Genomic DNA, 25,530 nt, shown 5'->3' on the forward strand with positions numbered 1-25,530 from the left:
TGAGGGTCAGGATCATGCCGGTGACCATCCTCATGTGCGCCGACCCGCTGAATCCCCGGCGGGTCGATGAGCACTTCGCCCGGGAGGCCGAGGCCGTACGCGCGCTCGGCGGATCCGTCGCGCTCATCGACCACGACGCGCTGCAGCGCGGTGACGCGGCCACGGCCGTACGCCAGGTGCCCGACGGGCTGGGGACGACGTGGTACCGCGGCTGGATGACCACCTCGGCGCAGTACGCCGCCCTCGCGGCCGCCCTGGCCGCCCGGAACGTCGTGCTGGCGGTCCCGCCGGACGGCTATGAGAAGGCGCACGAACTGCCCGGCTGGTACGACACTTTCGCGGGCGTCACCCCGGCGAGCGTATGGCTGCCCCTGTCCCCCGGTGCGACGCCGGCGGCGGACAAGCTCGCCGAGCTCGTACGCCCGCTGGGCTCCGGGCCGGCGGTCGTGAAGGACTACGTGAAGTCGCGCAAGCACGAGTGGGACGAGGCCTGTTTCATCCCCGAGCTCGCCGACGTGGAGCGGCTGCACGCGGTGGTGGCGCGCTTCATCGAGAGGCAGGGCGACTTCCTCGCCGGCGGCATCGTCATCCGCGAGTACGAGCGGCTCGAGGACGGCGAGGCGCGCGTGTGGTGGGTCGACGGCGAGCCGGTGCTGATGGGGCCGCACCCGGACACGCCGGACCGGCACCCCCGTCCGCAGGCGGACCCGATCGCCCCGTGCGTACGGGCGCTGGGCTGCCGGTTCATCACCACGGACCTGGCCCGGCGAGCGGACGGGGTCTGGCGGGTGGTCGAGGTCGGCGACGGACAGGTCAGCGATCTGCCGTCGGTCGCCGAGCCGGCGGATCTGTACCTGAGCTTCCCGATCAGGTAGTGCCCCGCCGGGGATCCCGGCCCTACACTTGCCGGGCATTTGATCCCTTCTGCGGAGGCTCGCGGCAATGCGCCCGAATGTCCCCCGGCGGCTCGCGCGCTCCGGCGCCGTGTACCTCACCGTCGTGAGCGTGCTGTCGCTCTCGCTCGTCGCCTGTTCCTCGCGTCCGACGAACGCCTACTGCGTTGACACGTGGGCGCCGGCCGGCTCCTCGTACCGCGTCGTCTCCGACCGGTACTGCGACAACGGCGGCACGGGCGGCCGTTACCGCTGGTACTACCGGGGGCGGTACCGCAGCGGGTACGTCTCCCGGGGCATCTGGACCCGTCCGCGAGGGAAGATCGTCTCGCGGGGCGGCCGGGTGCTCCAGCGCGGCTCCCGGAAAGTCACGACGCGCACGAAGAGCACGACACATCACTCGACCAGCGGGTCGAACCACGGGTCGACGAGTCGCAGCCGGAGCCGTACCCGCACCCGGCGGCGATGAGGAGCAGAGGAGCGCGCCCACGAGCTGAGCGACGAGGGTGATGACTTCAGGCCCTACCCCATCCGCCCAGAGCCGCTGACGTCCTTCCGCGACGCGCGCCGAAGGCTCAGCGGAGACGCTGTGCGACGTCGAAGGTGGCGCAGACGGCCCGCCACACGTCCTTGGCGGCGACGCCGTCGGCGAGGGCCTGCTCGACCGTGCGACCGTCCAGCTCGGCCATGACGTAGTCCTTGGCCACGCTCTCGGCGTAGCCCTCGCCGAACTGCTGGTTCATCCGATCCCAGAACACCGTGAGTCGCACGGTCCCCACGCTACCCGCGACTGTCGCCGAGGGACGATTCCGTCGGTGGGGCGATGCACACTGGCAGGATGACGCCGATCGACCGTTTCTCGGCCGCCACCCGCGCCTGGTTCGCCGGGGCGTTCGCCGCGCCGACGGCGGCCCAGGCGGGCGCGTGGGAGGCGATCTCCCGGGGCGACAACACGCTGGTGGTGGCGCCGACCGGGTCGGGCAAGACCCTGGCCGCGTTCCTGTGGTCGCTCGACCGGCTGGCCTCGACGCCGCCGCCGGAGGATCCGAAGCGGCGCTGCCGGGTGCTGTACGTCTCCCCGCTCAAGGCCCTCGCGGTCGACATCGAGCGCAACCTCCGCGCCCCGCTCACCGGGCTGCGCCAGACGGCACGGCGGCTGGGGCTGGCCGAGCCCGACATCGGGGTGGCCGTCCGTTCCGGTGACACGCCCGCCGACGAGCGCCGCCGGTTCGCGGCCAAGCCGTCCGACATCCTCATCACGACGCCGGAGTCGCTGTTCCTGATCCTGACGTCGCAGGCGCGGGAGGCGTTGCGCGGGGTCGAGACGGTGATCGTCGACGAGGTGCACGCGGTGGCGGCGACCAAGCGCGGCGCGCATCTGGCGCTGTCGCTGGAGCGCCTGGACGCGCTGCTGGAGCGCCCCGCCCAGCGGATCGGGCTGTCGGCGACGGTGCGGCCGGTGTCGGAGGTCGCGACGTTCCTCGGCGGGGTGCGGCCCGCGACGGTGGTGCAGCCGCCGCACGAGAAGGAGGTGGAGCTGCGGATCTCGGTGCCGGTGGAGGACATGACCGAGCTCCCTCCGGATCCGCGCGCCGAGGACGACTCCCCGCTGCAGGGCCGCAACATCTGGCCGCACGTCGAGGACGCCGTGCTCGACCTGATCGAGGCGCACCGGTCGACGATCGTGTTCGCCAACTCCCGGCGGCTGGCGGAACGGCTGAGCGGACGGCTGAACGAGCTCTCCTGGGAACGGCAGAACGGTGAGGCGCTCCCGCAGGACTCCTCCCCTGCCGAGATGATGGCGCAGGCGGGAGCGTCGCGGGGCGCTCCGGCGGACGTCGTGCGCGCGCACCACGGCTCGGTGTCGAAGGAGGAGCGGGCCGGCATCGAGGAGTCGCTGAAGGCCGGGCGGCTGCCCGCCGTCGTGGCGACGTCGAGCCTGGAGCTCGGCATCGACATGGGCGCCGTGGACCTGGTCGTGCAGGTCGAGTCGCCGCCGTCGGTGGCGGCGGGACTGCAGCGGATCGGCCGGGCGGGCCATCAGGTCGGGGCGGTCTCGAAGGGTGTGATCTTCCCGAAGTACCGCGGCGACCTCGTGCAGACGGCGGTCGTGGCCGAGCGGATGCGCGACGGGCGGATCGAGGAGCTGCGGTATCCGCGCAACCCCCTGGACGTGCTGGCCCAGCAGATCGTGGCGATGACCGCGATGGACGAGTGGCCGGTCGACGAGCTGGAGACGCTCGTACGCCGGGCCGCGCCGTTCGCGACGCTCCCACGGTCGGTGCTGGAGGCGACGCTCGACATGCTCGCGGGCCGGTATCCGAGCGACGAGTTCGGCGAGCTGCGGCCGCGCCTGGTGTGGGACCGCGTGGCCGGGGTGCTGCGCGGGCGGCCCGGCGGGCAGCGGCTGGCGGTGACGAGCGGCGGCACGATCCCGGACCGCGGGTTGTTCGGCGTGTTCCTCGTGGGCGAGAAGTCGTCGCGGGTCGGGGAGCTCGACGAGGAGATGGTGTACGAGTCGCGGGTCGGCGACGTGTTCGTCCTGGGTGCGAGCTCGTGGCGGATCGAGGACATCACGCCGGACCGGGTGCTGGTCTCGCCGGCGCCGGGGCAGCCGGGGAAGCTGCCGTTCTGGCACGGTGACGCGCCGGGGCGACCGGCGGAGCTGGGCCGGGCGCTGGGGGCGTTCAGCCGGGAGCTGTCCACGCTGGAGCCGGAGAAGGCCCGCGAACGGCTGCGCGCCACCGGCCTGGACGACTGGGCGGCCGGCAACCTCCTCGCGTACCTCACCGAGCAGCGGGAGACCACCGGCTACGTCCCCGACGACCGTACGCTCGTGGTCGAGCGGTTCCGCGACGAGCTCGGCGACTGGCGGGTGGTCGTGCACTCGCCGTTCGGGGCGCCGGTGCACGCGCCGTGGGCCCTCGCGATGGCCGCGCGGCTGCGGGAGCGGTACGGCGTCGAGGCGCAGGCGGTCCACTCCGACGACGGCATCGTGCTGCGGGTGCCCGACACCGGCGCCGCGTTCGACGAGACCGGGGCGGCCCCGCCGGCGGGCGACCTCGCGGTGTTCGACCCGGAGGAGATCGAGCGGATCGTCACCGACGAGCTGGGCAACTCCGCGCTGTTCGCCTCGCGGTTCCGCGAGTGCGCGGCGCGGGCCCTGCTGCTGCCGCGCCGCAACCCGGGCCGGCGCATGCCGCTGTGGCAGCAGCGACAGCGCGCCGCGCAGCTGCTGTCGGTGGCCAGCCGGTACCCCTCGTTCCCGATCGTGCTGGAGACCGTGCGGGAGTGCCTGCAGGACGTCTTCGACGTGCCGGGCCTGGTGGCGCTGATGCGGGAGCTGGCGAGCCGGAAGGCGCGGCTGGTCGAGGTCGAGACGCCGGTGCCGTCGCCGTACGCGCGGTCGCTGCTGTTCGGGTACATCGGCGCGTTCATGTACGAGGGGGACGCTCCGCTGGCCGAGCGGCGCGCGCAGGCCCTGGCGCTCGACTCGACGCTGCTGGCCGAGCTGCTGGGCCAGGCGGACCTGCGGGAGCTGCTCGACCCCGAGGTGGTCGCCGAGGCCGACCGTGAGCTGCGGCGGCTGACGCCCGAGCGGCGCGCCCGGGACGCGGAGGGCGCGGCCGACCTGCTGCGAGAGCTCGGTCCGCTCGGCACCGACGAGCTCGTCGAGCGCGGCGTCGACCCGCGGTGGCTGGTGGAGCTGGAGGAGTCCCGCCGGGTGATCCGGGTGCGGATCGGCGGCATGGAGCGCTGGGCGGCGATCGAGGACGCCGCGCGGCTGCGCGACGCGCTGGGCGTACCGCTGCCCGTCGGGGTGCCGGAGGCGTTCCTGGAGCCGGTCGCCGATCCCCTGGCCGATCTGCTGAGCCGGCACGCCCGGACGCACGGGCCGTTCCACGCCGCCGACGTCGCGGCGCGGTTCGGTCTGGGCGTCGCGGTGGTCACCGACGGGCTGCGGCGGCTGGCCGCGGCGGGCCGGGTGGCCGAGGGCGACTTCACCCCCGGGGAGCGCGGTACGGAGTGGTGTGACGCCGGGGTGCTGCGGATGCTACGCCGCCGGTCCCTCGCCCGGCTGCGGGCCGAGGTGGAGCCGTCGCCGCCGGAGGCCCTGGCGCGATTCCTGCCGGCCTGGCACGGCATCACCGCGCGCGGCTCGGGCCCGCGCGGCATCGACGCGCTGGTGCACGCGATCGAGCAGCTGCAGGGCGCGGCGGTGCCGGCCTCCGCGCTGGAGTCGCTGGTCCTGCCCGCCCGCGTGCCCGGCTACTCCCCCGCGATGCTGGACGAGCTGACCGCCTCGGGCGAGGTCGTGTGGGCCGGGCAGGGCGGGCTGCCGGGCGGTGACGGCTGGGTGTCGCTGTACCTCGCGGACACGGCCCCGCTGCTGATGCCCGAGGTCGCGGAGATCACGCTGACGCCGCTGCACGAACGCGTGCTGGAGTCGCTGTCCGACGGCGGCGCGGTGTTCTTCCGCACGCTGTCCGACCGCGTCGGATCCCTGAACGACCAGGAGCTCGTGACCGCGCTGTGGGACCTGGTGTGGGCGGGACGCCTCACCAACGACACCCTCGCCCCGCTGCGCGCCCGGCTCGGCGCGGGCCGGACGACGCACCGGCCCCGTACGCGCCGCAGGCCGGCGATGCCGTCGCGCACCGGGCCGCCGACCGTCGCGGGCCGCTGGTGGCTGCTGCCCGAGGCGGAGACCGACGCGACCCGGCGCGGCCACGCGCTGGCCGAGACGCTGCTCGACCGGTACGGCGTCGTGATCCGCGGTGCGGTCATGGCCGAGCGGACGCCCGGTGGGTTCGCCGCGGTGTACCCGGTGCTGCGGGCATTCGAGGAGTCGGGCCGCTGCCGGCGCGGCTACTTCGTCGAGGGGCTCGGCGCGGCGCAGTTCGCGCTGCCCGGCGCGGTGGACCGGCTACGCGCGACGCGGCCCGACACCGACGCCCCGCGTGCCGTCGTGCTCGCGGCGACCGACCCGGCCAACCCGTACGGCGCGGCCCTGCCCTGGCCGGAGCGGGCCGGGGAGGTCGCGAGCGGGCACAAGCCGGGCCGCAAGGCCGGGTCGCTCGTCGTGCTGGTCGAGGGCCGTCTGACGCTGTACGTCGAACGCGGCGGCAAGACCCTGCTGTCGTGGGGTGAGGAGGGCCTCCAGCCCGCCGTCGACGCGCTCGCCCTCGCCGTACGGGAGGGCGCACTCGGGCGGCTCACGGTCGAGCGCGCGGACGGCGCGTCGATCGTCGACTCGCCGCTCGCCGCCGCCCTGGAGGCCGCCGGATTCCACCCGACGCCACGCGGCCTCCGGCTCCGGGCCTGACCCCGCCGGGTCGTTCAAGTCCTGCCCGGGACGGTTCACGGGGTCCCCTCATGCCACGCGGCGTTCGGCTCCGGGCCTGACCCCGCCGGGTCGTTCAAGTCCTGCCCGGGACGGTTCACGGGGTCCCCTCATGCCACGCGGCGTTCGGCTCCGAGCCTGACCCCGGCAGGTCGTTCAAGTCCTGCCCGGGACGGTTCACGGGGTCCCCTCATGCCACGCGGCGTTCGGCTCCGGGCCTGACCCCGGCAGGTCGTTCGGGTCCTGCCCGGGACGGTTCACGGGTTCTCCTCGACCAGGACGTTGCGCAGGGCCGTCGGCCGGTCCTACCACGTCCCGCGCCGCGCGGAACGGTGTCCCGCGCTACGGTTGCGCCGTGACACGTCCCTTTGTCTTCATCGATCCGGCCGAACTGACGTCGGAGCAGGTCGTACAGATCCGGGCCTGGCGGGTGGATCAGGACATGACCTGGCGCGCGGTCGCTGAAGCCGCGGCCGGCGCGTGGGGCGCGGATCACGGCAGCAACCAGCTCGCCGGCGAGGAGTTGTGCCGCGCGGCCGCCCTCGCCCTGGGCGAGGACCCCTCTTCGGAGCCCTAGACAGGCCGCGAGGCTCCGACTCCGGGCAGCCCTCGTGGAGCGCTACCCGGAACGGCCTCCCGGCACCCGGTCCAAGGTGGCCGCCGGCGCCCGTTCGAGTGGCTGCCGACGCCGAGTGCGGGCGACGCGGACCGTCACATCCGCGCTGTGCGAGACTCCCGCTCCGGGGTGGACCGCACAGCGTGCCGCCCGGAGTGACCTGACGGCACCCGCCCGCAGTGACCTGTCGGCACCTAGGTCCGGACGACTCGGCCCGGCGCGTCCGCGCCGCGAGGCCTGCGGAGGCCGGGGCCGGACCCGCTCGGCCGGTCAGCCGCAGTGGGTCCAGCCGCTCGTCCACGTCACCGTCGCGGACGAGCCGCCCCACCGTACGCACTTGCCCTTGGCGGGCAGCTTCACCGGTCCGGCGAAGAACGGGCTGGAGGCCGACTTCGCTCCCTGGCCCCCGTCCTTGACCGCGAGCGACGCGGTCATGGTCGGCTTGTCGCCGGTGGACTTGGGGACCATGGTGACGACGCAGTTCGCGCCGTTGCCGCGGTTGTAGAGCAGGTAGGCCGTCGCCTGGCCGAGGCCGTGCCTCTCGAGGACCTGGAAGCCGGGGCCGCACACCCGCTCGGCGGTGAACGGGTTGGTCTTCATGGTCTTCTTGGGGGTCGGCGAGTGGGACGGCGTCTTCTTGTGCGTCGGCTTGTGAGACGCCGTGCGGGAGGGCCGTTTCTTCTTGGCCTTGTGCGACTTGCCGGTGTCCGCCGCATCCGGGGTGCCCGCGTCGCCGTTGCCGTGGTTCATCGCGGCCCAGACGACGCCCCCGCCCGCCAGCAGCAGGACGGCGGCGGCGACCACGGCGATGACGGCGCCTGCGCCGCGCCGCCTCGGCGCGGGCTCCCCGCCGTACGCGGGCGGCGCGACCGGGGGCAGATTGTAGGTGCCGCCGTCGGCCGGGTGGTAGGCCCCCGGCGGTGGCCCGGAGGGCCCCGGCCCGTACGAGGGCATGCGCTGGGTGGGCGGCGTGGGCGAGCCCGCGGCGGGCATCCGCGCCGTGCCACCGGGCGCGCCGGACGGCGGCAGGACCTCGGTCGCACCGCCGGGCGGGCCGACCGGCGGGAGCACCTCCGTGCCGCCGCCGGGGCCGGAAGCGGGCCTGCGGTCGGCCGGGTCGACGGAGGTCCGCAGGTCGGTCGCCCCGAAGCCGGTCCCGCCTCCGGGAAGCCCGGACGCTCCGAGTCCGGCTGCTCCGAGTCCGGCCGCGCCTTCGGGGGCGCCGGACGCTCCAAAGCCCGCTGCGTCTCCGGAGACGCCGGGCGTCCCGAAGGCGGAGGAGGTGCCCTGACCCATCAGCACGTCCATCAGCTGCCGCGCGGTGGGGCGCCGTGCCGGGTCCTTGGCGAGGCAGGCGGCGACGACGTCCCGCAGCCGTCCGTCGAGGGTCCCGAGGTCGGGCTCCTCGTGGAGGATGCGGTGGATCACCGTGGGGATCGACTTGTTGCCGAACGCGGGCGTGCCCGTGGCGGCGAACACGATCAGGACGCCCCACGCGAACATGTCGGTCGCCGGGCCGACGCGGCCCTCGGTCAGCTGCTCGGGGGCCATGAACGCGGGAGTTCCGACGATCTGGCTGGCGGCGGTGGTGCCGGTCGCGTCGAGGGCGCGGGCGATGCCGAAGTCGATCACGACGGGGCCGTCGGGGCCCATGAGGACGTTGCCGGGCTTGAAATCCCGGTGGACGACGCCGGCCTGGTGGATGGCCGCTAGGGCGGTGGCGGTGTTGATGGCCAGCCGGTCGAGGGCGGCGCCCTGGCGGGGCCCCTCCTGCCGGAGCTGCTGCTGCAGCGACGGTCCGGGGACGTACTCGCTGACGATGTAGGGGCGGTCGTCGGCCAGGCCCGCGTCCAGGACCTGCGCGGTGCAGAACCGGGCGACCCGCTTGGTGACCTCGACCTCGCGCACGAACCGCGCGCGAGCCCCTTCGTCCTCCATCAACTGGGCCTGCAGGACCTTGATCGCAACGTCCTCGCCGGCGGCACCGCGGCCGAGGTACACGACTCCCTGGCCGCCCTCGCCGAGCCGCCCGGTCACCTCGTACGCCCCCAGCCGCCGGGGATCCCCGTGCGTGAGCGGCTGGACATTCGGCACGGCGGCCTCCCGATCGATCAACATGGACGCCGCAGAACCTATCAACGTCGCACAAATGATCCGTACACGACGGCAGAACTCACCCGTAGTGCAACGCTGCGTCACGACCGGGCAACGGGCCCGGAACCGCTCAGGAGGACGACGCGGAGAAGACCTCCTCCCGGGCGCGGTCGAGGGCGGCGAGCAGCGCTCCGCGCAGGACGGGATTGCCCTCGACGCGGGTCAGCGCGACGCGCGGCCGGGTGGGGCAGATCCGCCCGACGGCCTCCTCGACGAGCCCGGCGAGGCGTTCTCCTCCGGCCCTTCCGATGTCCCCGGCGATCACGACCAGCTCGGGGTCCAGCACGATCGTCACGGACGCGACGCCGTACGCGAGGCGCGTGGCGAGCTCGCGCATGAACGGCTCGCCGTCCTCTCCGGCCTCGGCCGCCGTTCGCACGCACTCGGTCGCGGTCGGGGCGGCGAAGCCGTACCGGCCGGCGAGCTCGCGGATCGCGTCGGCGCCGACGAGCGCGCCGAGGCCGCCGCCGAGCGCCGGCATGCCCCAGGTCACCGACTCGGTGTCCTCGTCGGGCAGCGGCATGCCCGGCACGGGAAGGTAGCCGATCTCTCCGGCGCCGCCGGAGACGCCGCGGTGCAGCCGGCCGTCGAGTACGACGGCGAGCCCGACGCCGCGGGTCGCCCACAGCAGCGCGAAGTCGCCGACGTCCCGGGCTGCGCCATCGGCCCGCTCGGCGAGCGCGGCGAGGTTCACGTCGTTCTCGATGGTGACCTGGAGCCGCAGGTCGCGACGGAGCGCCTGGAGGATGCCCGCGTGCCAGTGCGGCAGGTCGAAGATGAACTGCACGTCCCCGGTGCGCGGGTCGATGACACCGGGGGTGCCGAGGACCAGCGCCTGCAGTTTGGCGAGCGGGATCCGGGCGGAGCGGCACGCCCTGACGACGACGTCGTGGATGACGGACACCGGGTCGTCCACGCCGTTCGGGTCGACGGTCACCTCGGCGGCGGTCTCCCCGGTGATGTCGGCGATGCCGGCCGTCACGCGGTTCGGGCCGACCTCGAGGCCGGCGACGTACGCGCTGGAGGGCACGACGGCGTACAGGGCGGCGTTGGGTCCTCGCCCGCCGGCCTGTTCGCCGACGACGGTCACGAGGCCGCGTTCTTGCAGCCGGGAGAGCAGCTGAGACGCGGTGACCTTGGACAGGCCTGTGTGCTGCCCGATCTGCGCCCGGGTGAGCGGGCCCGAGCTCACGAGAAGATCCAGGGCGGATCGGTCGTTGAGCTCGCGCAGAAGCCTCGGCGTCCCCGGGCGACTCGGCATCTCCGACTCCCTCCGTATCGATTTGCTAACGACCTATTACTTAGGAAAGTTTCCTGTTAGTTTAGCCACCAGCAAGCCCGTATCCCAACTTCAGGTACGAGACGCTACAGCTCAGACTGTAGAAGCGCTCCACCACCAGCGCATACGACACCTAACGACTCGGATCCCGTACGGCGACGTATGCACCGGTGGCGCGACCGAAGGGAGTTCCATTATGCGGTTCACCAAGGCCGCCGCCACAGCCGCCGCCCTCGCGGTCGCCGTCGCGGGCTGTGGCGGCAAGGACAAGAAGGACACTTCGGCCGGAGGCAAGGACCCAGCGAAGATCGTCGTCTGGCAGATGGGCGACGGCAGCCCCGAGCAGACCAAGTTCCTCGACGGGGTCAAGGCCGAGTTCCAGCAGAAACACCCGAAGACCGACGTCCAGGTGCAGTACATCCCCTGGCCGCAGGCCACCCAGAAATTCCAGACCGCGATCGCCGGCGGCTCCGGCCCCGACGTGACCGAGGTCGGCAACACCGACGTGCAGTCCTGGATCGAGCAGGGGGCGTTCGCCGACATCAGCGACAAGCTGAGCGGCTGGGCCGAGGGCAAGGACCTCAACCAGGGCGCCCTCGCCAACGACAAGGCGGACGGCAAGACGTACGCCGCTCCGTGGTACGGCGGCGTTCGGGCCGTCTGGTACCACAAGGACTGGTTCAAGGCCCTGGGCATCCAGCCCCCGACGTCCTGGGCCGGCCTCGTCGACGCGGCCAAGAAGATCCAGGACAAGAAGGGCGTGCCGGGCATCGCCGCGCCGAGCGACTTCACCAACGGCATCCTCAGCTTCGTCTGGGCCAACGGCGGCGACGTCGCCACCAAGCAGGGCGGCAAGTGGACGGGCACGCTCTCGCAGCCCCAGGCCAAGGAGGCCGTCCAGTTCTACGCGGGCCTCGTGAACAAGGACAAGGTCGCCCCGGACAAGTACGTCGGCAAGAACGAGCTGCAGGGACCCCAGCAGGACTTCGCCCTCGGCAAGGTCGGCATGTACATGGACGGCAGCTGGGCCCTCCCCCAGTTGCAGAAGGTCAACGCCAAGGACGCCGCGAACTGGGGCGTCTTCCCGATCCCGGGCAAGACCGGCGGCCTCGCACCGGTCTTCTCCGGCGGCTCCGACCTGGCGGTCTGGAAGGACAGCAAGTACAAGGACGTCGCGTTCGACTACCTGACCGTGCTGGACAGCAAGAAGAACGCGCAGGCCTTCGCCTCCACGCTGAAGTTCCTGCCGCAGTTCACCGACGTCCTGCAGAGCGCGACGTACAAGAACGACCCGATCATGGGTCCCTTCGCGCAGGCCGCCGCCGGCGGCGTCCGGTTCACGCCCACGAGCAAGGGCTGGGCCGACTACGAGGGCGCCAAGAAGGTGCTGCCGAACGCCGTCAAGGCCATCATGCAGGGCAAGTCCCCCGACGATGAGCTGAACAAGGCCGACCAGCAGGCCGGTTCCTTGCTCAACCAGTAAGGGATCGCTCCATGCTCGACACCGCTCAGCCGGTGCGGCGGGCGCCGGACCGGGACACCGCCCACCCGGTCCGGCGTCGTCGCCGGCCGCGCTCCGGGCCGTACCTGCTCATCCTGCCGGCGCTCCTGGTCATCGGCGTGCTGCTGATGTGGCCCGTCTTCCAGATCGGCCGGATGTCCTTCGAGAAGGTCGGCGTGCGCCAGCTCCGCGGGGAGCCCGCCGAGAACGTCGGCCTCGCCAACTACCGGCAGATCCTCGGCGACGGGTTCTTCTGGACCACGTTCCGGCACACGGTCCTGTTCGCGGTCGTCGCGGTTACCGCGACCCTGCTGATCGGGACGCTCGTGGGCCTGCTGATCAACCGGCTCGGCAACCGAATGTCGGCCTTCGTCGCGGGAGGCGTGCTGATCGCCTGGGCGACCCCGCCGATCACCGCCGCGATCATCTTCTCCTGGCTGTTCGGCACCACCGGCGGCCTGGTCAACTGGTTCCTCGACCTCCTGCCGGACGCCCTGGTGGGATCGGGCTGGGCGAACTACAACTGGTTCGGTACGCCGTTGCCGACGTACACGGTCCTGACGATCTGCCTCGTGTGGATGTCGTTCCCGTTCGTCGCGGTCTCGGTGCTCGCCGGGCTGCGGACGGTGCCGGGCGAGCTGTACGAAGCGGCCCGCGTCGACGGTTCCAGTCCGTGGCAGAGCTTCTGGAAGATCACCTTCCCGCTGCTGCGGCCGATCTTCAGCGTCCTGCTGGTGCTCTCGGTGATCTGGGACTTCCGCGTGTTCACCCAGCTCTTCGTCATGTCGGGCCTGGCCAACCGCGACGCGTTCAACCTGTCGCTGTACGGCTACTCCGAGGCGTTCGGCTCGCTCAACGCCAGGTACGGCCTCGGCTCGGCGATCGCCGTGGTCCTCACTCTGATCGTGCTGCTCGTCACCGCGATGTACGCGCGGATGGTCATCCGTCAGGAGGGGACGGCATGAGGGCCCCGCTGTGGCGCCGTGTCGCGCTGAACACCGCCGGCATCGCCGTGTTCCTCGTGTCGGCCTTCCCCGTGTTCTGGATGATCTCCACGGCGTTCAAGCCGAACGGAGAGATCTTCAGCTCAACGCCGCACCCGCTGCCGGAGCACCCGACCCTGGGGCACTTCCGCTCCGTGGTGGACGGCGGCGTCGCCGGGGTCTCCTTCTGGGACTACTTCGTGAACAGCGCGGTCGTGGCGATCGCGACCGTGGCGATCTCCGGGCTGCTCGCGCTCCTGGCGGCGACGGCCGTGGCGCGGTTCCGCTTCCGGTTCCGCACGACCTTCCTGATCATGCTGCTCGTCGTGCAGATGATCCCGTGCGAGGCGCTGGTCATCCCGCTGTTCATCGATCTCAAGCGGATGGACCTGCTGAACAGCCTGGCCGGCCTGATCGCCGTGTACGTCGGGTTCGCGCTGCCGTTCGGCATCTGGATGCTGCGCGGATTCGTCGCGGCCGTGCCCCGGGAACTGGAGGAGGCCGCGGCGCTCGACGGCGCCGGACCCCTGCGGATCTTCTTCCGGGTACTGCTCCCGCTCGTCGCGCCCGGCCTCGTGGCGACGAGCGTCTTCTCCTTCATCACCGCTTGGAACGAATTCGTGTTCGCCTTCACGTTCCTCAAAGACCAGGACAAGGCCACCTTGCCCATCATGTTGCAGTTCTTCTTCGGCCGATCCGGAAACGATTGGGGCCCGATCATGGCGGCGTCCACGCTGCTCACCCTGCCCGTCGTCGCGTTCTTCCTCCTCGTTCAGCGCCGGATGGTGTCCGGCCTGGTGGCAGGGGCGGTGAAGGGATGAGCGACCCGTCTCTCGAGCGCCTCGCGAACGCCACGCTGCTGGCCCCCTTCCCGGGCGCCACGCCGCCGCGCTGGGTCCTGGAGGGCCTGGAGCGGGGCATGAGCGGAGTGACCCTCTTCGCCATCAACGGCAACGTGCCGGGCACCGGCGAGCTGGCGGAGCTCACCGCGGCGTTGCGGGGGCACGCCGATCCGCTGATCTCCATCGACGAGGAGGGCGGCGACGTCACGCGGCTCGCGCATGACACCGGCAGCCCGTACCCGGGCAGTGCCGCGCTCGGCGCCCTGGACGATCCCGCCGTCACCCGGCAGGTGTTCCGCTCGCTCGGCGCCGAACTGCGCGAGGTGGGGGTCAACCTGGACTTCGCCCCGTCCGCGGACGTCAACACCGCCGACGACAATCCGATCATCGGAACCCGGGCGTTCGGCTCCGACCCCGAACTCGTCGCACGGCACGTCGCCGCGGCGGTCGCCGGGTTGCAGGAGGCCGGGGTCGCCGCGTGCGCCAAGCACTTCCCCGGCCACGGCGCGACCTCCCAGGACTCCCACCTGGAGATCCCGACGGTGGACGCCGACCTGTCGCTGCTGGAACGGCGCGAGCTCGTCCCGTTCCGCGCCGCCATCGACGCCGGCGTCGCCACCATCATGACCGGCCACCTCCGCGTTCCGGACCTCACCGGCGACACTCCCGCGACCCTCTCGCACGCCGCGGTCACCGGGCTGCTGCGCGGTGCCCTCGGGTACACGGGGCCGGTCGTCACCGATGCTCTGGACATGCGCGCCGCCAGCGGTGCGGTCGGCATCCCCGAGGCGTCCGTCCGTGCCCTCCTGGCGGGTTCGGATCTCCTGTGCCTGGGCTCGAAGGAGTTCGAGGACAGCGTGCGCGCCATCCGCGAGCACATCGTCGAGGCCGTACGCCAGGGTCGGCTGCCCGGCGAGCGGCTCGAGGAGGCCGCGGCGCGGGTCGCCGGGCTCAAGGCGTGGCTCGCCACCGCCGGGAGCGCCGAGATCGACCGCGCGGCCGGGCTGGAGGCCGCCCGCCGGGCCGTCCGGGTCACCGGCAGCCCCTCGGTCTCCCCGAACCCCTTCATCATCGAGATCCAGGCGCCGTCGAACATCGCGGTCGGGCCGGTCCCGTGGGGTTTCGGCCCCTGGGCCCCGGACGTGGTGCCCGTGGAGGCCGGCGACGCCGACTCCCATGGTCTCTTGGAACGTGCCCACGGGCGGTCACTCGTCATCGTCGTCCGCGACGCCCACCGGTACACGGGGCATCGCGCGCTGGTGTCGACGCTGCTGGCCGCGCGCCCGGACGCCGTCCTGGTGGAGATGGGCCTGCCGGTGTGGCGACCGGAGGGGGTCACGTACGTCGCGACGTACGGGGCGACGCGCGCCAACGCCCGAGCCGCGGCGGAGGCGATCGGCCTCCTGCGCCCCGTCTCCGGGGACGCGTTGACGTGAACACACTGCGCGGAAACTGTGACGTAGGGCACAAAACGAGGGGTCGCTACGGGGAAAAACACCGAACACCGGTCGGAAAAGGGGGTCGGCTGGCGTGATCAGTTCCGGCGAGGCGGGATAATCAGAGCATGCGATTGTCCGCCCGGGTCGATTACGCGCTGCGCGCGGCCGCCGAACTAGCGGTCGGCGGTGAGCGCCCCGTGACGGCCGTCCAGCTCGCCGAGGCCCAACAGATTCCGCCGAAGTTCCTGGAGAACATCCTCAGCCAGCTGCGCCGTTCGGGTCTCGTCCGCAGTCAGCGCGGTCCGGAGGGCGGCTACTGGCTCGCCCGCCCGGCGGAGCAGATCTCGCTGGCCGACATCATCCGGGCCATCGACGGTCCGCTCGTCGGCGTGCGCGGGGAGCGGCCGGAGCACCTGGGGTACGAAGGGCCGGCGCGCGCCCTGCAGGTCGTGTGGATCGCGCTGCGGGCCAGCGAGCGGGCCATCCTGGAGCAGGTGACCCTCGCCGACGTGGCCTCGGGCGAGCTGCCGTCCGCCGTGCAGAAGCTGACCGAGGACCCCGCCGCCTGGGACTCCCCCGCCTTCCGGAGCTAGGGGGGTGTCCGGTGGGTAGCACCGCGCAGCCGGACAAAGATCTACCGGACACCCGCTAGCAACGGCCGGGAGGCGCGATGCCGGAGGGGGACGTCGTCTGGGCCGCCGCGAAGCGGCTGCATACGGCGCTGGCCGGGCGGGTCCTCACGCGCAGCGACTTCCGCGTGCCGCGCTACGCCACGACCGACCTGACCGGCCGTTCGGTCCTCGAGGTGGTGTCCCGGGGCAAGCATCTGCTCATCCGGGTCGACGGCGACGTCACCGTGCACACGCACCTGCGGATGGAAGGCGCGTGGCGGATCCGGCCGGCGGGCACGCGTCCCCCGCGCGACCACCGGCTGCGGCTCGTCCTGGCGAACGCCGAATGGCAGGCCCTCGGATTCTCCCTCGGCATGGTCGACGTCGTGCGAACCTCCCGGGAGGACCAGGTCGTCGGCCACCTGGGCCCCGACCTGCTCGGCCCGGACTGGGACCCGGCCGAGGCCGTACGCCTCCTGCGCGAGGATCCGGAGCGGGCGATCGGCGAGGCGTTGCTCGACCAGACCCGCCTCGCCGGCATCGGCAACCTCTACAAGGCGGAGGCGCTGTTCCTGCGGGGCGTGGACCCCTGGTGTCCCGTCGGCGAGGTCCCCGGCCTGGAGGCGCTCGTCGAGCACGCCCGCCGGCTGATGGACGCCAACAAGGACCACGTGGGTCAGGTCACCACCGGCGACCGCCGGCGCGGCGCCGAGACCTGGGTCTATGGGCGGGCCGGCCGGCCCTGCCGGCGCTGCGGGACGCCGATCCGGCGGGCGGACCAGGGCGACCGGCCCGAGGAGCGGATCACGTTCTGGTGCCCCTCCTGCCAGCCGCGGCGCGATCCACCGTCATGAAGCGTCATGACAGCGGAGATCCTCCGCCGCCATGACGTCTTCGGGGCCCGCAGCCTCTCCCTCAGCGCCGCTGGACCTCGAACATCCAGTGCTGCTTCTCCAGGTCCTGCGCGATCGTGATCAGCAGGTCCTGCGTGACCAGGTCCGACTCGTCGGTGGTCGCAATGCGGGCCCGGAACCGCTGGATCATCTCGGCGAGGAGGTCGGTGATCGCGGCGACCACCTTGTCGTCGTGCAGGTAGCCGGAGTCCAGCTGGTGGACCTTGGTCGTCTCGGCCACCGTACGCGCCCGGCCGTCCGGGTTGAAACCGATCGCCACCGCCCGCTCGGCCACGGTGTCCGCGTGGTCGCGCGCGGTGGCGACGACCTCGTCGAGCTGCAGGTGAATGGAGCGGAAGTGGCGCCCGGTGAGATTCCAGTGCGCCTGCTTGGCCAGCAGATGCAGGTCGATCAGGTCTACCAGTGACTCCTGCAAGGCGGCGCCGGTGACCTTGCGCGCCTCGTCGGACAGCGGGCTCTTCACGGTCGACATCGCCAGGTCCCCTCCTGAATCAGGTCGAATCCCTTTGTCATGGGCGACCCTTCCCGGCGAGGAACGGGGTAATCGTGATTGCTGTCGTAGGGCCTGGGTCCGAACGCCGCAGGTCGCGAGCCTCGAGGCCCGGCGCACCCCTCCCGCGGCGCGATGAGTTCTCGTGGGACCGCCGGTCCAAGCATCTGAATGGTCGATCACCGCAGGAGGCGACAAATGAGCGACACCGCGCCGCAGACCGCAGGCGGGAAGGTGCTCTGGCACTTCACGATGTCACTGGACGGCTTCGTGGCGGGGCCGAACCACGCAATGGACTGGATGACCGGGATCTCGTCCCGTCCGGGCCTGGTCGAGGAGTACGTCGAGACCACGGGTGCCGTGTTGGGCGGCCGAGACGGCTGGGACGCCGCGGTGGATGACAGCCGCCCCTACGGCGGTGCCTGGGACGGACCGATCTTCGTGCTCACCCACCACCCCGCGGACGCGACGCCCGCCGACAGAGTCACGTTCCTGAACTGCGGCCCGGCCGAGGCGGTACGGATCGGGCTGGAGGCGGCCGGCGGCAAGAACCTCGAAGTGCTCTCCCCCACCATCGGCCGTCAGCTTCTCGAACTGGGGCTGATCGACGAGATCGACCTGCACATCGCACCGGTCCTGCTCGGCCAGGGCGTCCGGCTCTACGAGAACCCCGGGAGTGAGCCGATCCGCCTCCACCACGTAGGCGAAGGCGACCCCACATCGGTCGTGAACGTACGGTACCGCCCCACCACAACGGCGAAGGAGAAAGGCCCCTGTATCTGAGCGGTCCAAGGACGCGGCGCGCCCGTACGCTCGCAGCACGGCCGTAGGACGAGACGGACCGTACGGTCGCGGCGAGGTCGGGCGTGGCGGCCCGGTCGCCGGACGCGAACGCCCCGGCCGCGGACTTCCGCGACCGGGGCGCCTGCGCGTCTGGAAGGGGCGTCAGGCCGCGACCATGTCGCCGCGAAGGGCGTTCTCGATCGTCTCTGGGGTGGCGGGGATGGCGTCGGCCGAGATCCGGTCGCCGTCGAGCCGCTCGTGCTCCGGCGGCGCACCGGCCATCACCGGCTCCTGCTGCAGCTCGGCCAGCGCCAGCTGATCGGAGACGTCGCGCAGCACGTGCGAGAGCGGCACGCCGAGGGCTTTGCAGATCGAGGCGAGCAGCTCCGAGGAGGCTTCCTTCTGTCCCCGCTCAACCTCGGACAGATAACCCAGCGACACGCGTGCCGCCGCGGAAACTTCCCGGAGGGTACGGCCTTGGCGCAGCCGCAGCTGCCGGAGTACGTCGCCGAGCAGCTGACGAAGCAGGACCATGTCTCGCTCCCTCCGTGTGTCCTGACTCATCTACCGGTTCCACCGTACCTGTCTTCACGATGCACGTGGCAGACCGAAACTTTCATGTTCGCTTCCAACGTAACGCTGTAATCACCCCGGCTCTTCCCCGTCGCCCGCCGTGACGGACCAACGCTCGCAGGATTCCAGTGTGAGCAGATGACGGCGCAACAGGTCAAGTGCATGGACGACCGTCATCCTGCGGATCGGGCCGCGGGCGCGCTCGCCGTCGCCATTGACCGGCAGCCGGACCGACTTAACCCTCGGATGAGCGCCGGAATCGGCCACCGCGACGTGCACGGTGCCGACCGGCTGCCCGTCCTGCGGATCCGGCCCGGCCACCCCCGTCACGGCGAGTCCGTACGACGCGCCGAGGCGCTCGCGAACACCGGCCGCCATCGCGGCGGCGACGTCGGGGTGAACCGCTCCGTGGGCGGCCAGCAGGTCCGCCGGCACGCCGAGGAGCAGATGTTTGAGAGGGGTCGCGTAGACGACCACGCCTCCTAGGAACGTCGCCGACGAGCCCGGCATTCCCGTGAGCTCAGCGCCGAGCAGGCCGCCGGTCAGGGACTCCGCAACCGCGACGGTGGCGTTCCGCCCGGCCAGGAGACGGTGGACCACGCGGTCCAGGGCGACGTCCTCCTCGGCGTACACGGCCCCGCCGAGCAGCTTCCGCGCCATCTCCGCGGCCTCGGCCAGGCCCTCCTCGGCGTCCGCCTCGATCCGCACCCGGACCTCGCCCGCGGACGGGTAGTAGGCGACCCGTACGCCGGGAAGCGCCTCGACCGGCGCCAGCCGCCCCGCCACCACCGACTCCCACACCGTCGCGGTGCGCAGCACGTGGGCCGGCACCGGCGTGCCGCCCAGCTCGGGCAGCACCGACTCCTCGACGATGGCGCGCATCTCGTGCGGCACGCCCGGCACGGCGTACGCGACCCCGCCCGGCAACGTCACGCGCAGGCCGGGCGCGGTGCCGGCCGGGTTCGGCAGCAGCCGGGCGCCGTCGGGGACGTCGGCCATCCGCAGCGCCGACTCCAGCAGCGGGACGCCGCGCGTGGCGGCCCGATCCCGCAGCCGTGCCTCGAGGGCGGGGTCGCGGTGCAGGCCCACCCCTGCCGCGCGGGCCAGAGCGTCCCGTGTCACGTCGTCGACGGTGCCACCGAGGCCGCCGGTCACGATCACCGCGTCGGCGCGTTCCAGGGCCTCCTGAAGCGCCTTAATGATCGTTTCGGTCTCGTCGGGGACGACCACGCCGCGGACGACCTGGACGCCCGCCTCCGTGAGGCGTCGTCCGAGCCATCCGGCGTTGCCGTTGACCGTGTCGCCGCGCAGCAGCTCGTCACCGACCGTCAGCAGCTCGACTCGCACGCCCGTCCTTCCAGAGTTTCCAGGCCTTGACGAGGTAGTCGAGGCCGGTGACGACGGTGACCACCGTGGCGGCCCCCATGACGATCCAGCGCAGCGGGTCGATCGGGCCCGGCATGATGTACAGCCCGATCGCGATCACCTGGAGCATGGTCTTGAGCTTGCCGCCGCGGCTGGCGGCCATGACGCCGTACCGGATGACGACGAACCGCAGCAGCGTGATCCCCACCTCGCGGACCAGGATCACGATGGTCACCCACCACCAGAGCCGGCCGAGCAGCGAGAGGCAGATCAGCGCCGATCCGGTGAGCGCCTTGTCGGCGATCGGGTCGGCGATCTTGCCGAAGTCGGTGATGAGGTTGCGCCGGCGGGCGAGCTCCCCGTCGAACCGGTCGGTGAGCGACGCGACGGCGAACAGCGCGAGCGCGGCGACCCGCCACCAGGTGCCCTCGAGGAACATCAGCCAGACGAAGAACGGGACGAGCAACAGGCGCACGACGGTCAGGACGTTCGCGATGTTGAGCACGCCCGCCTGCGGGGCCGCCGGCGGGGTGATCGGGTCGTCGCCGGCGGAGGTCGTCATGGCCCGTCCACGACGGCGAGAAGGTCGACGCCCATCGCCTCGACGACGCGGGCCCGGACGATCCGCCCGACCGGTGCGTCGCCCTTGAGGGTCACGCCGCCGTCGATCTCGGGGGCCTGGTGGGCGGCCCGGCCCTCGCCGGGCTCCTCGACCAGCACGTCCACGGCCGAGCCGATGCGCTCTTCGGCGCGCTGGGCCGTGAGCTCCTCGGCGAGCGAGGACAGGTCGGCGACCCGGGAGTCGATCTCGGCGGCGTCGAGCTTGCCGTCGAAGCCGACCGCCTCGGTCCCCTCCTCGTCCGAATAGCCGAACACGCCGATCGCGTCCAGGCGGGCGGCGCTCAGGAACTGCGCCAGCTCGTCGACGTCCTGCTCGGTCTCGCCGGGGAAGCCGACGATGAAGTTGGACCGCACGCCGGCCTCCGGGGCGAGGGCGCGGATCTGCTCGAGCAGGCCGAGGAACCGCTCGCGGTCCCCGAAGCGGCGCATGCGGCGCAGCAGCGGGCCGCTGGCGTGCTGGAAGGACAGGTCGAAGTACGGCGCGACGCCGGGTGTCGTGGCGATGGCCTCGATCAGCCCGGGGCGCAGCTCGGCGGGCTGAAGGTAGCTCACCCGGACGCGCTCGATCCCGGGGACGGCGGCGAGCTCCGGCAGCAGTGTCTCGAGCAGTCGGAGGTCGCCGAGGTCCTTGCCGTACGAGGTGGAGTTCTCGCTGACGAGGACGACCTCGCGGACGCCCTGGGCGGCCAGCCAGTGCGCCTCGTCGAGGATCTCGGTGGGACGGCGCGAGACGTACGCTCCGCGGAAGGCCGGGATGGCGCAGAACGAACATCGCCGGTCGCAGCCGGACGCGAGCTTCAGGGGCGCGGCGGGGCCGCTGCCCAGCCGGCGGCGCATGACGCGCGGACCGCTCGCGGGTGCGACGCCCTCGGGCAGGTCCGGGCCGGAGTCCTCCGGCGGTGCGGGGCGGGCGGTCCCGGTGCCGGAGTCCCGGACTGTGCCGTGACCCGGCACCTGGACGTCGGCTCCGGACCGCTCCACCGGGCTCAGCGGCAGCAGCCTGCGACGGTCCTGCGGCGTGTGGGGCCGGTGCTCGCGCCCGGCCATGACGTCGTCGAGGCGCTCCCCGATCGAGGCGTAGTCGTCGAAGCTCAGGACCGCGTCGGCCTCGGGTAGCGACTCGGCGAGCTCCGCGCCGTAGCGCTCGGCGAGGCACCCGGCCGCCACGACCTTCGCCCCCGAGTCGGACGCCGCGAGCAGGGTGTCGATCGAGTCCTTCTTCGCGGCGTCGATGAAGCCGCAGGTGTTGACGAGGACCACCGAGGCGTCGCCGGAGTCGTCGAGCGACCAGCCCGCACTCTCCAGACGGGCCGCGAGCTCCTCGGAGTCGACCTCGTTGCGTGCGCAGCCGAGGGTGACGAGGGAGACGGTGCGGCGATCCGCCGAATGGGTGGAATGGTCGGCGGTGCTCACGCGCGGCGCTCCCCTCTCGCGGGGGGCGCGCCAGGCACCGCCCCGGGCTCAGTACGCGGGCTGGACATTCTCCATACGGTACTGGCCCTCAGAGAGGGGACGGCCCTCAGTGTCTCTGATCAGCTCAGTGATCCCCGATGTCGCTCAGGGAAATGAGCCGATCGCCATGATCAGGCAGGTCAGCCTTTCTGTGGATCTCCCGGGCCGAAGCTGAGCCGTACGACCTGGCCGTCCTGGCCGGGCGAGCCGACATTCTTGCCGTTGACGGTCAGGTGCACGCCACCGCCGTTGCCGATGACGAGAAGGATGCGCTTCTTGGCCGTCCACTCCTCGGACTGGCCGGGGCGGATGACGCCGCTGAACAGCTGCTTGCCCTTGGCGTCCTGGACGCTGAGCCAGCTCGCCCGCTTGGCCTTGAGGCTGACGGTGACCTCCTTGCGCGGCGCCTGGGCCACGGCCGCGCTGCGCGACGGCCGGATCGCGGCCTGGGTCGGGGCGGCCGGCGCGGCGGCCCGCTCGGCGGACTTGTGCCGCTCCTCGCCGGTGGCGACCCGGAAGATCCCGTAGATCACCACGATGGCCATGGCGGCCGCCATGGCGGCGGTCCAGTTCGGCGAGCGCCGCTCGAGGATCTTGACCGGGGTCTTGGCCTCGAACACCTCCCGGGCCGAGACCGCCTGCGGCGACCCGCCGTGCGCGTCGTCGTAGTCCTGGACCAGCGGCTCGGGATCGATCCCGACGGCACGGGCGATGCTGCGGATGTGCCCGCGGGAGTAGAAGTTGCCGCCGCACATGCTGAAGTCGTCGCGTTCGATGGCGTTGATGACCGTCTCGCGGATGCAGGTACGGCCGGCGACCTGCGGGACGGTGAGACCTGCCTCCTCGCGGGCCTTCGCGAGAGTGCCACCGATGGTCACGGCGCCTCCTTCGTCGGCACCGTGACCAATGGTGCTGTCCTGAATGGCTCCCTCGCTTCGCTCGGTCACGGCGCCTCCTGGGAACCTCGTGGCGGTGTTCAGCTGCCGCGCCGCCGGGTCGCCTCCCGCTCCGCGATCAGTCTATGAAGGCCGGACCTGAGACGCGACGTGCAACGCGGTATAAGTCAGCTACCCCAAGATCTCGATCGCTACTCACCGCGAAGCGTCGCCAGCACACCGGGCAGGTCATCAGGTTTGACCAGCACGTCACGTGCCTTCGACCCCTCGCTGGGCCCCACTATGTTGCGGCTTTCCAGCAGGTCCATCAGCCGGCCCGCCTTGGCGAACCCGACGCGCAGCTTCCGCTGCAGCATCGAGGTCGAGCCGAACTGCGTGGAGACGATCAGCTCGGCCGCCTGGATGAGCAGCTCGAGGTCGTCACCGATGTCCTCGTCGATCTCCTTCTTGCGCGTCTCCGCCGCGGAGACGTCCTCGCGGTAGTCGGGCTCGGCCTGCTTCTTGCAGTGCTCGACGACGTCGTGGATCTCCTTCTCGGAGACGTAGGCGTTCTGCAGCCGCATGGGCTTGCTCGCGCCCATCGGCAGGAACAGGGCGTCACCCTGGCCGACCAGCTTCTCCGCGCCGGGCTGGTCCAGGATGACGCGGCTGTCGGCGAGGCTGGACGTCGCGAACGCCAGCCGGGACGGGACGTTCGCCTTGATCAAGCCGGTGACGACGTCGACGCTCGGCCGCTGGGTGGCGAGCACGAGGTGGATTCCGGCGGCGCGGGCGAGCTGGGTGATGCGGACGACCGAGTCCTCCACGTCGCGGGGCGCGACCATCATCAGGTCGGCCAGCTCGTCGACGATCACGAGGAGGTAGGGGTACGGCGTGTAGACCCGCTCGCTGCCCGGCGGCGCGGTGAGCTTCCCGGCGACGACGGCCTTGTTGAAGTCGTCGATGTGGCGGTAGCCGGAGGCGGCCAGGTCGTCGTACCGGCGGTCCATCTCGCCCACCACCCACTGCAGCGCCTCGGCCGCCTTCTTGGGGTTGGTGATGATCGGCGTGATGAGGTGCGGGATCCCGGCGTACGCGGTGAGCTCGACCCGTTTCGGATCGACGAGCACCATGCGCACCTCGTCGGGCGTCGACCGCATGAGGATCGAGGTGATCAGGCCGTTGATGCACGTCGACTTACCGGCGCCGGTGGCGCCCGCGATCAGCATGTGCGGCATCTTGGCCAGGTTGGCGATGACCGTACGGCCCTCGACGTCCTTGCCCAGGCCGACCACCATCGGGTGGTGGTCGCTCGTGGCGACCGAGGAGCGCAGGGTGTCGCCGAGGCTGACGATGTCCTTGTCGGTGTTGGGGATCTCGACGCCGATCGCGGACTTGCCGGGGATCGGGGAGATGATCCGCACATCGGCGCTCTTGACGGCGAGCGCGATGTTCTTGGCCAGCGCGGTGATCCGCTCGACCTTGACGGCGGGGCCGAGCTCGATCTCGTACCGGGTGATCGTCGGCCCCCGGGTGAAGCCGGTGACCTGCGCGTCGATGCCGAACTGGTCGAGCACCTCCGACAGCGCGTTCACGACGACGTCGTTGGCCTTGGTGCGCGGCTTGACGGTCGAGCCGGGCTTCAGGATGCCGGGCTTCGGCAGCGTGTACGACCCGTCGCCCGCAGCGGTGGTCGACAGCGTGAGCTGCTCGGTGATCCGCGGCGCGGGCGTCGGGTCGGGCGGCGGGGGGAGGGCCGGCGGCTCCGGGGGCGACAGCAGCTCGTCGGCGAGGCTCGGGCCCTCGTCCTCCTCGAAGATCTCGTCGGCGCGCGTGGTGCGGTCCGAGACGACCGGCGTGTCGTACGGCTTGTGGTGCTCGCCGAGCTCGACGTCGGTCTTGCGAGACCGTTTCTTGTTCTTTGCCGCGGGCTCCGCCGCCTCGGGGCGGTCCTCCGGCTCGCGGAGCATCATCCGGTCGCGCAGCTCGGCGAGCCGGTCCGGCACCCGGTGCACGGGCGTGGCGGTGATCACCAGGAGGCCGAAGCCGACCAGCAGCAACTGCAGCGGGACGGCGACGAAGGCGGTGACCGTGCTCGTCAGCGGCGCCGACAGCAGCCAGCCGAACAGGCCGCCGCTGTCCTGCAGCGCGTGCTCGCCCTTACTGGGGTACGGCGTGCCGTGCGCGATGTGGACGATGCCGACGATGCCCCCGACCAGCGCCGCGCAACCGATGAGGATGCGGCCGACGTCGCCGTTGCGCTCCGGGTGGCGCAGCAGCCGCCAGGCCGGCAGCAGGCAGATCAGCGGCAGCACCATGGCCAGCGTTCCGAGGCAGTCCCTGATGAGCCGCCCGAGGTACTTGAGCGCCCAGGTGTCCGGGTCGAACCAGGTGGCCGCGGCCAGGACGATGGCCAGGCCGAGGAAGGCGAGCCCCTGCCCGTCGCGGCGGTGCTCCTCGTCGAGCTCGCGGGCGCCGCGCCCGAACATGCGCGCCACCCCGCCGACCGCACGGGCCAGCAGCAGCCACACCTGGGCGACGAACTGCCAGAAGCCGAGGAACAGTGCGGTGATGGGATCGGGCCGCTGCGGCCCGCGGGGGCGTGCCGCCGGCTTCGACGCGCCCGACTGGCGCTTGCGCGCCGTCGAGCCGCGTGCCGTCGTCTTCGCGGCCGGTGTCTTGCCGGCCGCCGGTTTACGGGCGGCGGGCCTTCGCGCCGTGCCGCCACGCGTACCAGAGGAGGAGCCCTTAGCACCCCCGGGCGTACGTGTGGCCATGATGGCGAGAGTAGCGGC

At 72.1% G+C, this 25,530-nt stretch carries 21 protein-coding genes; 11 read left to right on the top strand and 10 right to left on the bottom strand.

Annotation, left to right across the window (positions count from 1 at the left end; translation table 11 throughout):
- Positions 1–14: 14 nt before the first annotated feature.
- Complete coding sequence (locus tag ABEA24_RS16155) at positions 15–875, top strand: ATP-grasp domain-containing protein (protein WP_345431647.1); 861 nt, start codon at positions 15–17, stop codon at positions 873–875.
- A gap of 67 nt (positions 876–942) precedes the next feature.
- Complete coding sequence (locus tag ABEA24_RS16160) at positions 943–1,362, top strand: hypothetical protein (protein WP_345431648.1); 420 nt, start codon at positions 943–945, stop codon at positions 1,360–1,362.
- Between the two features lie 106 nt (positions 1,363–1,468).
- Here ABEA24_RS16160 and ABEA24_RS16165 read toward each other — a convergent pair whose 3' ends face one another.
- Positions 1,469–1,663: a DUF3046 domain-containing protein gene (locus ABEA24_RS16165; protein ID WP_345431649.1), complete on the bottom strand. Its 195-nt coding sequence runs from the start codon at positions 1,661–1,663 to the stop codon at positions 1,469–1,471.
- A gap of 68 nt (positions 1,664–1,731) precedes the next feature.
- Between ABEA24_RS16165 and ABEA24_RS16170 the strand changes: the two genes are divergently transcribed.
- Both ABEA24_RS16170 and ABEA24_RS16175 read left to right on the top strand, forming a co-directional pair.
- A complete protein-coding gene (locus ABEA24_RS16170) occupies positions 1,732–6,219 on the top strand; it encodes an ATP-dependent helicase (RefSeq protein ID WP_345431650.1) in 4,488 nt (1,495 codons plus the stop codon).
- Positions 6,220–6,592: 373 nt separating this feature from the next.
- The gene (locus tag ABEA24_RS16175) at positions 6,593–6,814 is read left to right on the top strand and encodes a hypothetical protein (protein ID WP_345431651.1); all 222 of its coding nucleotides are present in this window, start codon (positions 6,593–6,595) and stop codon (positions 6,812–6,814) included.
- Positions 6,815–7,123: 309 nt separating this feature from the next.
- On the opposite strand, the gene ABEA24_RS16180 is transcribed toward ABEA24_RS16175, so the two are convergent.
- Positions 7,124–8,971: a serine/threonine protein kinase gene (locus ABEA24_RS16180; RefSeq protein ID WP_345431652.1), complete on the bottom strand. Its 1,848-nt coding sequence runs from the start codon at positions 8,969–8,971 to the stop codon at positions 7,124–7,126.
- A 106-nt stretch (positions 8,972–9,077) separates the two neighbouring features.
- Positions 9,078–10,268 carry an ROK family transcriptional regulator gene (locus ABEA24_RS16185; protein ID WP_345431653.1) on the bottom strand — a complete coding sequence of 397 codons (1,191 nt, stop codon included), beginning with the start codon at positions 10,266–10,268 and terminating at the stop codon, positions 9,078–9,080.
- A 214-nt stretch (positions 10,269–10,482) separates the two neighbouring features.
- On the opposite strand from ABEA24_RS16185, the gene ABEA24_RS16190 reads away from it, so the two are divergent.
- The 6 genes from ABEA24_RS16190 to ABEA24_RS16215 all read left to right on the top strand — a co-directional run bounded on the left by ABEA24_RS16190 (position 10,483) and on the right by ABEA24_RS16215 (position 16,516).
- Entirely contained in the window at positions 10,483–11,769 is a 1,287-nt protein-coding gene (locus ABEA24_RS16190; protein WP_345431654.1) for an extracellular solute-binding protein, read from the top strand.
- 11 nt (positions 11,770–11,780) lie between these two features.
- The gene (locus ABEA24_RS16195) at positions 11,781–12,752 is read left to right on the top strand and encodes a carbohydrate ABC transporter permease (protein WP_345431655.1); all 972 of its coding nucleotides are present in this window, start codon (positions 11,781–11,783) and stop codon (positions 12,750–12,752) included.
- Positions 12,749–13,591, top strand: a complete 843-nt coding sequence (locus ABEA24_RS16200) for a carbohydrate ABC transporter permease (RefSeq protein ID WP_345431656.1) — start codon at positions 12,749–12,751, stop codon at positions 13,589–13,591. The genes ABEA24_RS16195 and ABEA24_RS16200 overlap by 4 nt, the downstream gene beginning before the upstream one ends.
- Positions 13,588–15,048: a glycoside hydrolase family 3 protein gene (locus ABEA24_RS16205; protein ID WP_345431657.1), complete on the top strand. Its 1,461-nt coding sequence runs from the start codon at positions 13,588–13,590 to the stop codon at positions 15,046–15,048. The genes ABEA24_RS16200 and ABEA24_RS16205 overlap by 4 nt, the downstream gene beginning before the upstream one ends.
- 128 nt (positions 15,049–15,176) lie before the next feature.
- Positions 15,177–15,644, top strand: a complete 468-nt coding sequence (locus ABEA24_RS16210) for an RrF2 family transcriptional regulator (RefSeq protein WP_345431658.1) — start codon at positions 15,177–15,179, stop codon at positions 15,642–15,644.
- 77 nt (positions 15,645–15,721) lie between these two features.
- The gene (locus tag ABEA24_RS16215; RefSeq protein ID WP_345431659.1) at positions 15,722–16,516 is read left to right on the top strand and encodes a DNA-formamidopyrimidine glycosylase family protein; all 795 of its coding nucleotides are present in this window, start codon (positions 15,722–15,724) and stop codon (positions 16,514–16,516) included.
- 61 nt (positions 16,517–16,577) lie between these two features.
- Here ABEA24_RS16215 and ABEA24_RS16220 read toward each other — a convergent pair whose 3' ends face one another.
- Positions 16,578–17,048, bottom strand: coding sequence for a Dps family protein (locus tag ABEA24_RS16220; RefSeq protein ID WP_345431660.1), 471 nt, complete (start codon positions 17,046–17,048; stop codon positions 16,578–16,580).
- A gap of 216 nt (positions 17,049–17,264) precedes the next feature.
- Between ABEA24_RS16220 and ABEA24_RS16225 the strand changes: the two genes are divergently transcribed.
- Positions 17,265–17,849, top strand: a complete 585-nt coding sequence (locus ABEA24_RS16225) for a dihydrofolate reductase family protein (protein ID WP_345431661.1) — start codon at positions 17,265–17,267, stop codon at positions 17,847–17,849.
- Positions 17,850–18,011: 162 nt separating this feature from the next.
- Here the strand turns inward: ABEA24_RS16225 and ABEA24_RS16230 are convergent, their stop codons facing one another.
- The 6 genes from ABEA24_RS16230 to ABEA24_RS16255 all read right to left on the bottom strand — a co-directional run bounded on the left by ABEA24_RS16230 (position 18,012) and on the right by ABEA24_RS16255 (position 25,512).
- A complete protein-coding gene (locus ABEA24_RS16230) occupies positions 18,012–18,383 on the bottom strand; it encodes a helix-turn-helix domain-containing protein (RefSeq protein ID WP_345431662.1) in 372 nt (123 codons plus the stop codon).
- Positions 18,384–18,494: 111 nt separating this feature from the next.
- The gene (locus ABEA24_RS16235) at positions 18,495–19,769 is read right to left on the bottom strand and encodes a CinA family nicotinamide mononucleotide deamidase-related protein (RefSeq protein WP_345431663.1); all 1,275 of its coding nucleotides are present in this window, start codon (positions 19,767–19,769) and stop codon (positions 18,495–18,497) included.
- Complete coding sequence (gene pgsA, locus ABEA24_RS16240; protein ID WP_345431664.1) at positions 19,741–20,349, bottom strand: CDP-diacylglycerol--glycerol-3-phosphate 3-phosphatidyltransferase; 609 nt, start codon at positions 20,347–20,349, stop codon at positions 19,741–19,743. Before pgsA ends, ABEA24_RS16235 begins: the two co-directional genes overlap by 29 nt.
- Complete coding sequence (gene rimO / locus ABEA24_RS16245; RefSeq protein WP_345431665.1) at positions 20,346–21,821, bottom strand: 30S ribosomal protein S12 methylthiotransferase RimO; 1,476 nt, start codon at positions 21,819–21,821, stop codon at positions 20,346–20,348. The genes pgsA and rimO overlap by 4 nt, the downstream gene beginning before the upstream one ends.
- 179 nt (positions 21,822–22,000) lie before the next feature.
- Positions 22,001–22,738, bottom strand: coding sequence for a helix-turn-helix domain-containing protein (locus ABEA24_RS16250; RefSeq protein WP_345431666.1), 738 nt, complete (start codon positions 22,736–22,738; stop codon positions 22,001–22,003).
- Positions 22,739–22,947: 209 nt separating this feature from the next.
- Positions 22,948–25,512 carry a DNA translocase FtsK gene (locus tag ABEA24_RS16255; RefSeq protein WP_345431667.1) on the bottom strand — a complete coding sequence of 855 codons (2,565 nt, stop codon included), beginning with the start codon at positions 25,510–25,512 and terminating at the stop codon, positions 22,948–22,950.
- Between the last annotated feature and the right edge of the window lie 18 nt (positions 25,513–25,530).

Source organism: Actinoallomurus vinaceus (assembly GCF_039542055.1).
GTDB lineage: Bacteria > Actinomycetota > Actinomycetes > Streptosporangiales > Streptosporangiaceae > Actinoallomurus > Actinoallomurus vinaceus.